This is a genomic window from Kribbella sp. NPDC050459 (genome assembly GCF_040655315.1).
In the GTDB taxonomy this organism is placed as follows: Bacteria; Actinomycetota; Actinomycetes; order Propionibacteriales; family Kribbellaceae; genus Kribbella.
This window is the reverse complement of the sequence record NZ_JBFAJQ010000014.1, coordinates 196,251-210,117: the sequence shown is the minus strand read 5'-3', so window position 1 is coordinate 210,117 and position 13,867 is coordinate 196,251. Positions and strand designations below refer to the sequence as shown.

The window sequence follows — 13,867 nt, the reverse complement described above, 5'->3', positions numbered from 1 at the left end:
TCCGACCACGCCGCCGACCACGCCGCCGACCACGCCGCCGACCACGCCGCCGACCACGCCGCCGACCACGCCGCCGACCACGCCGCCGACCACGCCTCCGACCACGCCGCCGACCACGCCGCCGACCACGCCGCCGACCACGCCTCCGACCACGCCTCCGACCACGCCTCCGACCACGCCGCCGACCACGCCTGTGACGACGCCGCCTGGTACTCCGGTGACGACGCCGACGGTGCCTCCGGGGACGGCGTCGAGTACGCCGCCGGCCAGTACGACGACGAGGCCGACGACTCCGGCGCCGACGCACCGCACGAGCTCGGCGAGCTCCGGCGTACCGACTGCGGTGAACGCCGGCCTGCCCGGTCCGCCGACCCGTCCGGTCGCGGTCACCAGCGAGGACAGCCCGTCCGAGGCCGGCAGCATCCTGATGACGCTCGGCGGCATGCTCCTCGCCGGCGGCGCCATCGGCTCACTCCGCCGCCACGGCCGCCACACCAGATAGCAGCCCCGGTTCCGGCGGCCGTCACAACCGCCGGGACCCGCGCGGTCCACAGCCCTCCACCCACGAGTACGCCGGCGCCGACGCCCCACACGAGCTCAGCAAGCTCCGGCGTACCGACTGCGGCGGACCCCGGCCTGCCGACCTGTCCGGTCGCGGCAACCGACGACAGTTCGACGCGGGGCGGCGGCATGCTTTTCGCGGGTGGGCGCGATCGGCTCACTGCGCCGTCACGAACGCCGGGACGCGTGCTGTTCGCAGCCCTCCACCGGCGAGTACGACAACCCCAGGGCCGCCGCGCCGCACGAGCTCGGCAAGTTCCGGCGTACCGACTGAGGTGAACGCCGGTCTGCCGTTGTGCCGACCGGTCGCGGCAAGTGGTGATGAAGGCCGTCCCAGGCCGGCGGCATGCTCCCGTGGGTGGCGCGATCGGCTCGCTCAACTGTCACTAACGCCGGACGCGCGCGCTGTCCCTAGCGCTCCGCAAGTGCGTACGACGATCCCGGCGCCGACGCGCCGTACGAGCTCGGCGAGTTCCGGCGTACCGACTGCGGTGGACGCCGGCCTGCGCGGTCCGCCGACCCGCCCGGTCGCGACCACCGGCGACGACAGCCCGACGGGGGCCGGCGGCATCCTGATGACGCGCGGAGTGCTTGTGGCCGGTGGGGCGATTGGCTCACTCCGCTGTCTCAGCCGCTGGGACGCGCGGTGTCCGCGGCCCTGCGTCGTCGCGTACGACGAGGTGGGCGCCGACGCGCCGTACGAGCTCGGTGAGGTCCGGCGTATCGACTCCGGTGAACGCCGGATGCGCCGACCCGTCCGGTCGCGGCAAGCAGTGACAACAGGCGGACCGGGGCCAGCGGCAACTGATGACGCGTGGAAGAGTGCTTCTGGCCGGTGGCGCGATCGGCTCAGACCTGCGCCGATCTGTTCGGTGGCGGCAAGCGGTGACGACAGGCTGTCCGAGGTCGGCTGTGTGCATCTCGTGGGTGGCGCGGTTGGTTCACTTTGCTGTCACGAACGCTGGGACGTGGTGTCCGCAGGCCTCCGTGGGCGAGTACGACGAGTCCGGCGGCGACGCGTCGCGCGAGATCGGAGTTCTGGTGAACGCCGGCCTGCGCCCGGGGTCGGTGGGACCGGTTCAGTCTGTCGTCTTGTGCGCTGTCCACAGGTCTTGGGCAGCGGGGGCTGTGGAAAACCCTGCGACACGCGGGCTAATCGTTACCGAACGAGCTTGACTGCCGTAACGGAACCGAAATACTTCTCCAAGGCCTAACCCCTGCACTCGTTCGAGGACGGACATGACCCACACGGGCGTTCGCTCCCGCGCGACCGGCATCTTCGCCGGCGCCGGAGCGCTTTCACTGCTTCTCGGCGCGGCGGCTCTGCTCGTCGCGCCCTCGGCCAACGCGGATCAGACCGCCGGCCACAACCCACCGGGCAACAACGGCACGGTGAAGATCGAGGGCGCCGACATCCAGAGCGGACCGCCGGACAACAACCCGCACCAGGGCTGCACGTTCACCGTCGAGTTCTACAACTACGACAAGGACGACTCGTACAAGGCCACGGTCACCTTCGAGGACCAGGCCCCGACGGCGGACGCCGGACTGCAGGTGGTGTCCGGCAACCTGAACCCGTTCATCGGCGAGGACGAGGCCGGTGGCGGCACGGACCTGGACGCGCGTGAGGTGTACACGCTGAAGTTCACCGGCGAGCCGCACCCGCAGCAGGGCTACCACGTGAAGCTGACCGTGAACGCCCCCGGCTCGATCGGCAACGACGTCAAGCACAAGGTGTTCTGGGTCGAGGGCTGCACCACGACGCCGCCGACGACTCCGCCGACCACGACGGACACGCCGCCCACGACGCCGCCGACGACTCCGCCGACGACCACGGACACTCCGCCGACCACGCCGCCGACGAGCCCGACGGAGTCGCCCACCACGACGGACACTCCGCCGACCACGCCTCCGACCAGTCCGACGGAGTCGCCCACGACGACGGACACTCCGCCTGCGACGCCGACGGACACACCGTCCACCCCGGGCACGTCGGTGAACCCGACGAGCACGGCGACCGAGTCGACTCCGGTCTCCGACGTGCCGAGTGACACGCCGACCGCCGGTGTTCCGACCGCGATCGACGCCGGTTTCGGCGGATCCGACGGCGACTCGGTTGCCAACAGCAATGGTGCGTTCGGTCTCGCGGGCGGCCTGCTGCTCGCCGCCGGCGGCATCCTGATGGCCGGCGCCGGAGTGGTCACCTTCCGCCGCCGCGGGAAGCACACCGCCTGACCGTCATCCGCACGCGGCCGCCCGCTCCGTCAGGGGCGGCCGCGTACTGGTCCGTCGTCGCCCCGGCGATGGCGTAGCCTGCTCCGTCGTGACGATCGATGGGCTGGGTGACACGTTCGGCTCGGACGCGGATCCGGCGGCGCCGGACGTGTCGTTCGAGGAACTCGTCGCGATGATGCCGGAGACGTTGCGGGAGGTGTTCCCGCCGTACCGCTGGCAGCTCGCGAAACTGTGGGAGCTCGACCTGAAGGTCGAGCCGGTCGAGATCGCCGACCTGGTCTGGATGTTCGACCTGCCGCTGTGGCAGCTCGAGGGCGAACGGTTCAGGGTGACGCCGCACCAGGTCGCCGAGACGCCGATGAACTTCCGCGCGCACTACCAGCGGGTGATGGACGCGGACCTCGACTTCCCGATCAACCTGGTCGCGTACCGCGGCCGGCTGGTCGTGCTGGACGGCGTCCACCGGCTGCTGAAGGCGCACTTCCTGCGCCGGCGCTGGATCGAAGCGACGATCGCGACCGCAACCCAGCTCCGCTCCTGCGCCCGATGAATCAAGCCCGGCGAAACTGGGCACCCCCGAACGGGGAGGATAGGCGTCATGGACAGCGTGGAGCGTGAGGTGTACGTCGAGGCCCGGCCGGAGGTGGTGTGGGCCGCGGTGACGCAGCCGGAGACCTTTGCCCGGTGGTACGCGTTCGGCGGGGCGGAGATCGATCTGCGCCCGGGTGGGCGGCTGGTGATGCGCTGGGACGAGCACGGCGAGTTCCGCGGCTTCGTGGAGAAGGTCGAGCCGGGCCGCCGGTTCGCCTACCGGTACGCCGTGGAGCCCGGTGTGGAGCCGGTGCCGGGCAACGCGAACCTGGTCGAGTTCACGCTCACGCCCGAGGGCGACGGCACCCGGCTGCTGGTGGTCGAGTCGGGCTTCGACCGCCTGGACGAGAAGCACGACCCCGAGCAGTCCGCGCAGGCCTGGGACAACGCGCTCGCGGCCCTGACCGAGCTGGCTCCGGCGCTCTGACCTGTCCGTGCGACGCGCCGGGGCTGTTGATGGTGATGCGTCACCATTATCATGGGTGACATGACAACCAACAGCGACGAGTACGCCCCCAGCACCAGCGACTGGGTCCGCGAGCAGGTGGAGAAGGTCACCGAGGCCGGGACCACCGACGCGGTCGACATCATCGGGCTCAAGGTCGTGCTGATGACTATGCGCGGTGCGAAGTCCGGCAAGATCCGCAAGGTGCCCGTGATGCGGGTCGAGAAGGACGGCGTGTACGCCGCGGTCGCCTCGCTCGGCGGCGCACCGAAGAACCCGGTCTGGTACTACAACCTGAAGGCCGACCCGAAGGTCAGCCTCCAGGACGGCGACGTCACCAAGGAGTACGTCGCCCGCGAGATCGAGGGCGACGAGTACGACGAGTGGTGGCAGCGCTCGGTGGCCGCGTACCCGCCGTACGCCGAGTACCAGACCAAGACCACCCGGAAGATCCCGCTCTTCCTGCTCGACCCGGTCAACTAAGTCCTTGCAAAGATCTCGCCTCGGTTGACGGTCGGTGACGAGGCGCGGGCCAGGCTTGTGAGACGCTGGCGACGGCTGGGTCGACCTCGACCCGGCCCGACGCCTTGCGTCGCCTGAGTTCTGGGAGTTGTCCTGACCACACACGACGCGGTGCGGGAACCGTTCGTCGGGTCGACGCGGCTGCGTCTGGCCGGACTGGCACTGCATGCCTATACCGCGAGCGGAACGGTGCTCGCGCTGCTGATCGTCATCGCCGCCATCGACGGCGACGCCGTGCGGGCGCTCTGGCTCGGGCTCGCGACCCTGGTGATCGACGGCACGGACGGGATGCTCGCCCGCCGGCTGCGGGTCAAGGAGACGATCCCGTGGTTCGACGGTGCGATGCTCGACAACATCGTCGACTACCTGACGTACGCGTTCGCGCCGATCGTGTTGCTGTGGACCGGTGGTTATCTCCCGGCCGGGACCTGGGGCGCCGTGCTCGGCGCGCTGCCGCTGCTCGCGTCCAGCTACCAGTTCTGCCGGGTCGACGCGAAGACCGAGGACCACTTCTTCCTCGGCTTCCCCAGCTACTGGAACGTGGTCGCGTTCTATGTCGTGGTCCTGAGCCTCAGCCCGGTCACCACCGGCATCATCCTGGTGGTCTGCTCGGTGCTCGTCTTCATCCCGGTGAAGTACGTGTACCCGTCGCGCACCAAGGCGTTCCGCTCGCTGAATCTGCTGACGACCGCGATCTGGCTCGCGTCGTACGCCGTGCTGCTCGCGCAGATGCCGGACCCGAACGTGGTCGTGGTCGCGATCTCGCTGTCGTACCTGGTGTACTACGGCGGCCTGAGCCTCTACCTCACCTGGCGCCGTAGGGCCGTCGCGTAGTGGTTCTCGGGCTGAGCGCGGCGCTCGGCGCCGCGGTGCTGTTCGGTATCGCGGCGATCCTGCAGGCCGTCGGGTCGCGGAAGGTGCCGACCGAGTCGGAGCTGGATCCGCGCCGGCTCGGCGGATTCGTGGCCGCGCTGCTCAAGCAGCCCGCGTTCCTCGGTGCGCTCGCGCTGAACCTCGCCGGCTTCGGGCTGCACTTCGTCGCGCTGCGCCTGCTGCCGCTGTACCTGGCGCAGGCCGGGATCGCCGTCAGTCTCGTGATCACCGCGTTGCTCGCGACGCGGCTGATGTCGGACCGGCTGAGCGCGCTGGAATGGTCCGCGGTGATCGGCGTCTGCGTCGGGCTCGGTCTGCTCGCGGTGGCTGCCGGTGATGCCGGTGACAGCGCGCAGCACCACGGCCTCACGATCGGCATCATCATCGGGCTCGTGACGATTGCGGTCCTGGGCGCCGTCGCGAGCCGTTCGCAGCACGGTGTCTCCACGGCGTTGCTCGGCCTGCTGGCCGGTCTCGGGTACGCCGGAGTCGCGATCTCGGCCCGCTTGCTGCAGGACGGGTCGATGAGCGAGCTCGTACGAAGCCCGACGCTCTACACCTTGCCGATCAGTGGCGCGCTGGCGTTCATCCTGTACTCGTTGGCGCTGCAGCGGGGGTCGGTGACGCTGGCCACCACGCCGATGATCGCGCTGCAGACCATCACACCTGCGGCCGTCGGCGTCTTCGTGCTCGACGACGCCGTCCGTGCCGGCTGGTGGCCGGCCGCGATCATCGGTTTCCTCCTGTCCGCGGCGGGTTCGGTCGTCCTGGTCCGCTTCGAGAGCGTGAAGCCCCAGGACGTACCGGCCGGTCCCTAGCGCGTCGGCCACTTCCACGGCGGCTCGTCGAGTGGGCCCTGGCCGGTGATGGTCGTGGCGCCTTTCTCCTTGACGAGCTCGAGTGTCTGGAGGTCGGGGGAGAGGGCTTCGAGTGCGGCGATGAACGGGCGGGAGTGGGTGACCACGATGACCTGGGTCTCCTTCGCGGCGGTGACCACCAGGTTGGCCAGTGCGGGCAGGAGATCCGGGTGCAGGCTGGTCTCGGGCTCGTTGAGGACGAGGAGCTCGGGCGGCCGCGGGGTGAGCAGCGCGGCGACCCAGAGGAGATACCTGAGGGTGCCGTCGGACAGCTCGGCTCCGGACAGCGGGCGGAGCAAACCGTGCTGGTGGAACGCGATCTCGAAACGGCCCGCGGTGTTGACGATCTGCACCCGACTGCCGGGAAAGGCCAGCTCGATCGCCTCGTCCAATGCCCCGCGTGGGCCCAGCTCCCGGATCGTCTGCAGGGCGGCCGCGACATCCGCGCCGTCCGCGGCGAGCACGGCGGTGCGCGTGCCGACCTGCACCCGACGGGCAGGCGCTGTCGCGTCGGTCCGGAAGTGGTCGTAGAACCGCCACCCGCGCAGCCGCTCCCGCACCAGCAGCAGTTCGGGCGCGCGCTCCGGATCCGCGAACTCGCTCAGCATGCTGTCGAACGTCTGGAGCGGGTGCCCGCCACGCTGCCACTCACCGCTCGCCGAACGGATCCGCACCTCGTGGTTGTTGCGCTCGACCAGCAGCGCCGCGGGCCGCAGGAACGGGCCGGCCCACAGGGCCTCGCGCTTGATCACCGGATCCAGGTCGAATTCTGATCCGTGCGCGATCGGCAAGCCGAGATCCATCAGATAGCCGTAGTCGTCGCCCGCGAAGCCCATCCGCAACGTCACCGGCCCGGTCCGCACGGTGCCCTGCGTCGGTCGATCCTTCCGCACATGCTCCGGCCCGGCCCACAGCGTCGACTGCAACCCACCTTCACGGGCAAGCGCCGCGACCGCGCCGTTCCGCGAGGCGTCGGCCAGCAACCGCAGCGCCCGGTACAGACTCGACTTGCCCGACCCGTTCGCACCGGTCACCACGTTCAGACCGCGCAGCGGCATGACGATCCGCCGCAGTGACCGGTAGTTCTCCACCGCCAGCGTCGTCAGCATGTCAGTCAAGGTACCGACGCCTTCCGACAATCAGGTTTCGGCGCGGTCCGGGGAGATGTGCCAGAGGACTCCGAGTTCCTGCAGCATCGCCGCGGCCGCCGCGCCGTGCATCTTGCTCCGGTCCGCCATCGTCGAGAACCGCGGACGGCGTACGTCGACCGCGGGCAGGCGGCGGGCGAGCTCCTGCTCGATGGCGTCGAGCAGCCGCGCCCCGGCCCGGCGGACCGGCCCGTCGATCACGACGTCCGGGATGTCGAGGATCGCCGCCTGGACGCAGACCAGCGCGCCGAGGCTCCGGCCCGCGAATTCGACCCGCTCGGCGAGGGCGCGCAGCTCCGGTGGCTCGCCGGGGGACGCGACCGCGTCGAGGTCCTCGACGGAGGCGTCGCCGAGGATCGCGGGCAGGTTCGCCACCGTTTCCAGGCAGCCCGTCCGGCCGCACTCGCAGCGCCGGTCGCTGACGCCGACGTCGATGTGCCCGACCTCGCCGGCCCGCTGCCGTTCGCCGAGGTGCACGCGTCCGTCGAGGATGATGGCGGACCCGATTCCGCCGGCGATGTGCAGCACGATCACACTGCCGCCGGCCTGACTGCGGTGCGACAGTTCGGACATCGCCACCGCGGTCGCGTCGTTGACGAGCACCACGTCGTACCCGAGGGCCTCCCGCAACGGCCCGGCGAGGTCGACGTCGTGCCAGCGGAACTGGATCGACTCGACGATGCCCTGCTCCGGCGACAGCATGGCCGGGACGGCGACGCCCGCGGCGCGTACCGTCCGCCCGTCGTCGGCGGCCAGCTGCCGCAGGAAGCTGCCCAGGACCGAGATCACGTCGTCGACGCCGGGGCCGGGCGGCAGGGCCACCCGGCCGGTCGTGCTGATCACTCCGTCCAGTCCCACTACGCCCGCGACGATCTCGGTCGGCCGGAGGTCGGCCATCAGCAGGCACTGGCGGCCGGTGTCGACGCGGAGCGGCTTCGCGGGTTTGCCGCGGCCGCTCGGCGTCCCGGCCTCCTCGACCACCAGATGCCGTGCCATCAGGGACTCGACGATCTCCGACACCACCGCGCGCGCCAGACCGGTGGACCGGGAGATGTCCGCGCGCGACATGCTGCCGTCGCCGATCAGCACGGTCTGCAGGACCAGTCTGGTGTTGCGCTCGCGCAGTACGCCGGGCGTCACCTTCTCGGTGATCCGTATCGCCTTCGTCATCCCTGCCTTCAGTACACGCCGTACACCGCCAGCTCTTGGAGGTGGAGCGTGTAGGCGTTGGTGGTGTTCGCGAATCCGGTCACCCGGACGTACCGGTAGGCGCCCGTCACGTCGTACCGGTCGCCCACATCAGTCTGCGCCTTGTGGGTCACCTTCTCCGCCAGCCGGGTCCACGTCTGCCCGTCCACGCTTCCGTCGACACGATAGAGGTACGACCGGCCGTCGGCGTAGTACGGCGTGACGCGGATAGCGGACAGCGCGTGAGCAGCGCCGAGATCCACCTGCAACGACGACGGTTGCCCTGCGCACTGTGCGGGCGCGCAGAACCAGCCGGTGCTCAGATCGCCGTCAACCGCGCTGGCCGCCGCGTGGCCGCCTTCCGCGCTGGTAGCCGCTACAGGCTTCCCCAGGCTCAAGGAGACCGGCGGTGGCGTGGAGCACGTGACCGTCGGTACGCCGAACGACAACGCGTCGAAGTACCGGTTCGCGTCGTACTGGTGCACCTGCAGCCGCAACTGCCGTACGCCGGTGACGTCCGCGTCGAGCACGACCGCCTTCGACGCGTCGCCCGCGATCCCGCTGCGCAGCACGCCGGACTCGGTCAGCAGTCGGCCGTCACCGTAGACGCGGACGACCACATCGCCGTCGGCAGTGTGATTCATGGCGTCGTCGATCCCGACCACCGTGGTGAAGCGTCCGCAGCCACCGCCGAGCTCGAACCGGACGTCGGCGTTCGCGTTGGTGCCGAGGCCCTTGCTGTAGGCAACACCGTCGAGCAGGATCGGCTGGCCGTTGCCGGACGGCGTTGCCGGCGTGACGGTGTCGCGTGCGACCGGGTAGAGGCCGTCGTGGTTCCGCGACGACGCGAAGTCCAGGTCGCTCAGCTGATAGCGCCCGGCCGCTGCGACCGGCAGAACCGCGCTGGCCTTCTGGAGCCCGGACTGGTCGGACCGCATCGACACCTGCAGTGTCACCTTGTCCGGCAGACCACTGCCGGCGCGCACGGTCCAGGAACGCGTCACCGTGGCTCCTGGTCCGACTTGGCTCGGTGCGTCGCCTGTTGGTTCGACAGTGACCCCAGTGGGTGCCGTGACGTCGAGGGTCAGCCCGGTGAGGGCGCCGAAGTAGTTCGTGTTGGTGATGGTCGCGGTGACCTGAGCAGCCCCTGACGCATCCACGGTCCCGGTCGGGCGGAGTGCCAGCGTCACGTCGTAGTCGTCGTTCTTCAGCCGGTCCAGCAGCTTGGCGGCTTCTGTGTAGGTGTCGCCGGTCGGCTGGGTGCGGTAGCTGGTGCGGTCTCGCGACCACTGCTCCGCCACGTCGTACCAGTCGATCTGTGGTGCCGGGGTGCCGGCCTTCAGCGCCTCGAAGTACTGCTTCCAGCGTGGCGCGTAGTAGCCGTCCAGGAGCCCGGACCACTCGCGGTACGCGTAGTCCTGCAGGTCTGTGGTGCGCAGTCCCCACGACGTGAGCTGCTTGCGCGCGTCGTACTCGAGCTGCGCGGACTCGGTGCTGTCCGCACCCCAGCTCCTGGCCTGCTCCAGCCAGCGTCCGATCAGGTACTGCTCGTTGGTACCGACCAGGTCGTCGACGCCGGCGATGTACCCGAGCCACGTGTCGGTCAGCTGCGTGAAGCGCCCGAGGTCCCCGGCCTCGTACGCCGACCGGATCTGCGGCAGCAACGTACGGGACCGGTCGGCGACGGACTGACGTGCGACCTCCGCCAGGTCGTTGCGGTACGCCGCGTTGTTCCGCAACGAGCTGCCGACCGCGAGCAGTGCGGGCAGCGCACCCGCGAACTCGGCCGGATCGTACGCGAACGCCGCCTGCGCCCAGCTGTGCGGCCGCTGGACCGTCAGGCTCGGGATCGCGGCGAACAGGCCGCCGTGGCCCGACGAGCGGCCGCCGTTCGGCGGAATCGAGTACGCGGTCTCGGCCAGGATCCGCCACGCCTCCCGCGCCTTCGGGTCCGTCCCGCCGTACCGGGCGTCCGCGTAGTCGGCGAACCACTGGTCCAGATCCACGGGGCCGTCGTGCCAGGGCAGTTCGGCCAGGAACTCCATCGCCACCGCGTTGTTGTAGCTGGCCTCGGGCATGATCGCGATCCCGGACAGGGCCGAGCCGGGCTTCGCCAGCGAGGCCCAGAAACGCTCGTTCCAGGCGCGGATCGGGGCGCCCATGGTGGAGTTGCCGCCGAAGTTCCAGATCGACCCGAACGCGTACGGCGTCCCTGACCAGTCCTTCTCGCGGTCAGGGCTCAAGGCCCGGTCGGACAGCCCGTCGACGACCAGCATCCGGCTACGGTCGATGGCCGCGATCGTCTCCGGACGCGGGTTGCTCTGCCAGCCGAGGATCGCCCAGATCGCGCCCGGATGTGCCCTCTCCAGGGCGTTCTGCACCGCGACCGACGCCTGACCGACCGAGATGCTGCCGGGCCGTCCGCCCTCGTGCAGGAGATCCATCTTGAACATCGTCGACGGACCCAGGATCCGTTCCTGGACGGCGTAGAACCGGGCCGCGACCCGGTCGAACAGCGGGTCGGTCGGCGCCAGCCAGTCCGGCCGGTCCAGCCCGACCCACGTGCCTTGCGGCACGGTGGTAGCGCCCGGGTTCTTCGCCGCGAAGTCCCGTGGCACCGTGCCGAAATAGCCGGGCAGGACCGGCGTGATCCCGAGCGATCGCATCCGGTCCGCGATCCGCCGGCCGAGCTCCGCGCGCTCGCCGATCACCTGGGCGCTGACCGGCGCGGTGAAGTTGGACATGTTCTGCAGCAGCCACCACGGCTGGTACCCGGGCGTCGGGATCCAGGCGCGCAACTCGTCCGCCTGGTAGCCGAAGGACTGCAGCGCCTCGTAGTACACGGCCTCGGTCCCGATGGGCATGAAGATCTCGTTCACACCGTGCAGTGCCTGGACGTCGATCAGCCGTTCCCAGTCCTCGAACGTCCGGTACGGGCCGGAGTACCCGTCCTCGGTGTCGTTGCCGGCGAACCGGTGCTCGACGACCGACGACTGCTCGATCGGCCGCTGCGGCGCGGGCAGGACCGGCGGCAGGTCGAGCTGGTCGCCGGTCCAGGAGATGTCCGCCTTCACGACGTGCTTGAGGTACCAGTTGAACCCCATCAGCAAGGCCGACGTACTGCTGCCCTCGACGACCGGCCGCGCGCCGCGGCTGGTGATCCGGAACGTGTCGCGGCCCGCGGACGCCGGGATCGTGGCGAGCGTGATCTGGCTGCCGTGCCGCGTGCCGACCAGGCGCCGGATCGCGTCCTTGGCCGGACCGGTGTCGAAGAGCGGGCGGGCGGACGGGCCCTGCTCCGGGGAGTCCGCCAGTGCGGGCGGCGCGCCGAGCAGCAGCGCCACCGTTGCCACAGTGGCCGCCGCAGTCGTCGCGGCGAGCCATCGCCGGACCCTGGTACGTCGGTTCATCAACCTGACCTCCGATTTTGATCGCGGCCCAAACTAAATGGCGGCGCGCAACCGGTCAACAGCTCGGCAAGGACTTTCGAAAATATTCTTCCTAAACCTGCCGTGTCACAGCCGGCCGCGCTGTCTCGTCTCGGGAGCGCAACCGATCAAGGAGCGTGAAGAGCGATGCGTGTGTTCGTGGCTGGTGGGAGTGGAGTTCTAGGGCGGCGGCTGGTGCCGCAGCTCGTAGCACGTGGGCATCAGGTGACGGCTACGACGACCAGTGCGGCCAAGCTGGACCTGGTCAGAGCAGCGGGCGCCGAAGCAGTGGTGATGGACGGGCTGGACGGCGCGGCGGTCGGCGAGGCGGTCGCGCTCGCACGGCCGGACGTGATCGTGCACCAGATGACCGCGATCTCGATGGCGCATGCGGGCAAGCCGGACATCAAGCACCCGGACCGCTGGTTCGCGAAGACCAACCGGCTGCGGACCGAGGGGACCGACCACCTGCTGGCCGCGGCCGAGGCAGTGGGTGTGCCGCACTTCGTTGCCCAGGGCTACGCGAGCTGGAACGGCATCCGCGAAGGCGGGTGGGTCAAGACCGAGGAGGACCCGCTGGACCTTCTGGAGGGGACAGCCGCGTACGTCGGCCTGAAGGCGCTCAGCCGGATCGAGGACCTCGTGCTGAAGATCGGTGGAGCCGTCATGCGGTACGGCGCGTTCTACGGCCCGGGGGCCATCGACGACCAGGTGGAGCTCGTGCGCAAACGCCAGTACCCGCTGGTGGGACGCGGTACTGGCTACAGTTCCTGGGTGCATCTCGACGACGCGGCCGGCGCGACAGTGCTGGCTGTCGAGCAGAAGGCCGGCGGTGTGTTCAACATCGTCGATGACGACCCGGCACCGGCCCGCGACTGGCTGCCCTACCTGGCGGAGTGTGCAGGCGCGAAGCCGCCGCTGCGTGTTCCGGTGTGGCTGGCGCGACGGCTGGCGGGGGACCAGGCTGTGGTGATGATGACCGAGGGCCGCGGGTTCTCCAACGCCAAGGCGAAGCGGGAGCTGGGCTGGGAGCTGCAGTACCCGTCGTGGCGTCAGGGTTTCAAGGCCGAGCTGGCGTGATGCGCACTCGCGACGAGGAGTTCGAGGAACTGCGACCGCTGCTGTTCTCGATCGCCTACCGGATCCTCGGCAGCGTCAGCGAGGCGGAGGACGCCGTACAGGACACGTGGCTCCGGTACGCCGCGTCACGGACGGAACCGGCGTCCGCGAAGGCGTTCCTGTCCGCTGTCGTGACGCGTATCTGCGTCGACGTACTGCGGTCTGCTCGGCGCCGTCGGGAGGCGTACGTCGGACCGTGGTTCCCGGAGCCGCTGCTGTCCGACCCGTACGAGGACCCGGAGCGAGCGGCCGAGCTGGCCGACTCGGTGTCGATGGCCGCGCTGCTCCTGCTGGAGCGGCTGTCTCCGCTGGAGCGGGCAGCGTTCGTGCTGCGGGAAGTGTTCGGGTTCGACTTTGCTGAGGTGTCGTCGGCGCTGGGACGGACTGAGGCCGCCTGCCGTCAGTTGGTGGTTCGAGCGCGTCGCCATATGGAGGCAGGGCGGCCGCGCTTCGCTGCGGACCAGCGTGAGCGGGAGGAGTTGGCGGTCCGCTTCTTCGACGCCTTCAGAGAAGGCGACGTCGACAACTTGCTGGAGTTTCTGGCTGCCGACGTCCAGTTGGTGGGGGACGCCGGTGGCAAGGCGCCGCAGTGGGGCCGGGGTGTTGTCACGGGCGCTCACAACGTCGCAGGAATGCTGGCTGCCCTGTCCGCGCCGTTCACCCGGATCGGTGGTGTCGTGGAGCCGCACGTGGTGAACGGCCAGCCAGGCGCGATTTTCCGCGACAACGCGGGTCGCGTGGTCAACACCTGGACGCTCGACATCGCCGACGGACAGATCCAGGCGATCCGTGCGGTGGTGAACCCGGACAAGCTCCGGCACGTCGGCCCGGTCGCCGACGCGTGGGCCGTCGTCCGGGACACGAACGCGGCCCGCCGAAACGGGTAGCGGGGCGCAGGGA

The 13,867-nt window shown here is 70.1% G+C and carries 13 protein-coding genes; 9 read left to right on the top strand and 4 right to left on the bottom strand.

All coding sequences use genetic code 11. The annotated features are described in order from the left end of the window. Positions 1 to 423: hypothetical protein (locus AB0I12_RS34765; protein ID WP_359938067.1), on the bottom strand; the 423-nt coding region annotated here is incomplete at its 3' end. A 280-nt stretch (positions 424 to 703) separates the two neighbouring features. Between AB0I12_RS34765 and AB0I12_RS34760 the strand changes: the two genes are divergently transcribed. The 7 genes from AB0I12_RS34760 (at position 704) to AB0I12_RS34730 (ending at position 6,045) form a co-directional block, all read left to right on the top strand. Beyond that, positions 704 to 835 (top strand): hypothetical protein, encoded by a 132-nt coding sequence (locus AB0I12_RS34760; RefSeq protein ID WP_359938065.1) that lies wholly within the window; start codon positions 704 to 706, stop codon positions 833 to 835. 965 nt (positions 836 to 1,800) lie between these two features. Further along, positions 1,801 to 2,796: a hypothetical protein gene (locus tag AB0I12_RS34755; protein WP_359938062.1), complete on the top strand. Its 996-nt coding sequence runs from the start codon at positions 1,801 to 1,803 to the stop codon at positions 2,794 to 2,796. A gap of 88 nt (positions 2,797 to 2,884) precedes the next feature. Continuing rightward, positions 2,885 to 3,346 carry a hypothetical protein gene (locus AB0I12_RS34750; RefSeq protein ID WP_359938059.1) on the top strand — a complete coding sequence of 154 codons (462 nt, stop codon included), beginning with the start codon at positions 2,885 to 2,887 and terminating at the stop codon, positions 3,344 to 3,346. A 48-nt stretch (positions 3,347 to 3,394) separates the two neighbouring features. After that, positions 3,395 to 3,814, top strand: a complete 420-nt coding sequence (locus tag AB0I12_RS34745; protein ID WP_359938056.1) for an SRPBCC domain-containing protein — start codon at positions 3,395 to 3,397, stop codon at positions 3,812 to 3,814. 60 nt (positions 3,815 to 3,874) lie between these two features. Then, the gene (locus AB0I12_RS34740; protein WP_359938053.1) at positions 3,875 to 4,315 is read left to right on the top strand and encodes a nitroreductase family deazaflavin-dependent oxidoreductase; all 441 of its coding nucleotides are present in this window, start codon (positions 3,875 to 3,877) and stop codon (positions 4,313 to 4,315) included. A 150-nt stretch (positions 4,316 to 4,465) separates the two neighbouring features. Then, positions 4,466 to 5,188, top strand: a complete 723-nt coding sequence (locus AB0I12_RS34735) for a CDP-alcohol phosphatidyltransferase family protein (protein WP_359938050.1) — start codon at positions 4,466 to 4,468, stop codon at positions 5,186 to 5,188. Further along, positions 5,188 to 6,045, top strand: coding sequence for a hypothetical protein (locus tag AB0I12_RS34730; RefSeq protein ID WP_359938047.1), 858 nt, complete (start codon positions 5,188 to 5,190; stop codon positions 6,043 to 6,045). Before AB0I12_RS34735 ends, AB0I12_RS34730 begins: the two co-directional genes overlap by 1 nt. Here AB0I12_RS34730 and AB0I12_RS34725 read toward each other — a convergent pair. From AB0I12_RS34725 to AB0I12_RS34715, 3 genes are read right to left on the bottom strand one after another with little or no spacing between them, the layout of a single operon-like run. Continuing rightward, a complete protein-coding gene (locus tag AB0I12_RS34725) occupies positions 6,042 to 7,193 on the bottom strand; it encodes an AAA family ATPase (protein WP_359938044.1) in 1,152 nt (383 codons plus the stop codon). The genes AB0I12_RS34730 and AB0I12_RS34725 overlap by 4 nt on opposite strands. 30 nt (positions 7,194 to 7,223) lie before the next feature. After that, complete coding sequence (locus AB0I12_RS34720) at positions 7,224 to 8,402, bottom strand: ROK family protein (protein ID WP_359938041.1); 1,179 nt, start codon at positions 8,400 to 8,402, stop codon at positions 7,224 to 7,226. 8 nt (positions 8,403 to 8,410) lie between these two features. Next, complete coding sequence (locus tag AB0I12_RS34715; protein ID WP_359938038.1) at positions 8,411 to 11,830, bottom strand: alpha-N-acetylglucosaminidase TIM-barrel domain-containing protein; 3,420 nt, start codon at positions 11,828 to 11,830, stop codon at positions 8,411 to 8,413. Positions 11,831 to 11,995: 165 nt separating this feature from the next. On the opposite strand from AB0I12_RS34715, the gene AB0I12_RS34710 reads away from it, so the two are divergent. Continuing rightward, the gene (locus AB0I12_RS34710; RefSeq protein ID WP_359938035.1) at positions 11,996 to 12,928 is read left to right on the top strand and encodes an NAD(P)-dependent oxidoreductase; all 933 of its coding nucleotides are present in this window, start codon (positions 11,996 to 11,998) and stop codon (positions 12,926 to 12,928) included. After that, a complete protein-coding gene (locus AB0I12_RS34705) occupies positions 12,928 to 13,854 on the top strand; it encodes an RNA polymerase sigma-70 factor (protein WP_359938033.1) in 927 nt (308 codons plus the stop codon). The genes AB0I12_RS34710 and AB0I12_RS34705 overlap by 1 nt, the downstream gene beginning before the upstream one ends. The last annotated feature ends 13 nt before the right edge of the window (positions 13,855 to 13,867 follow it).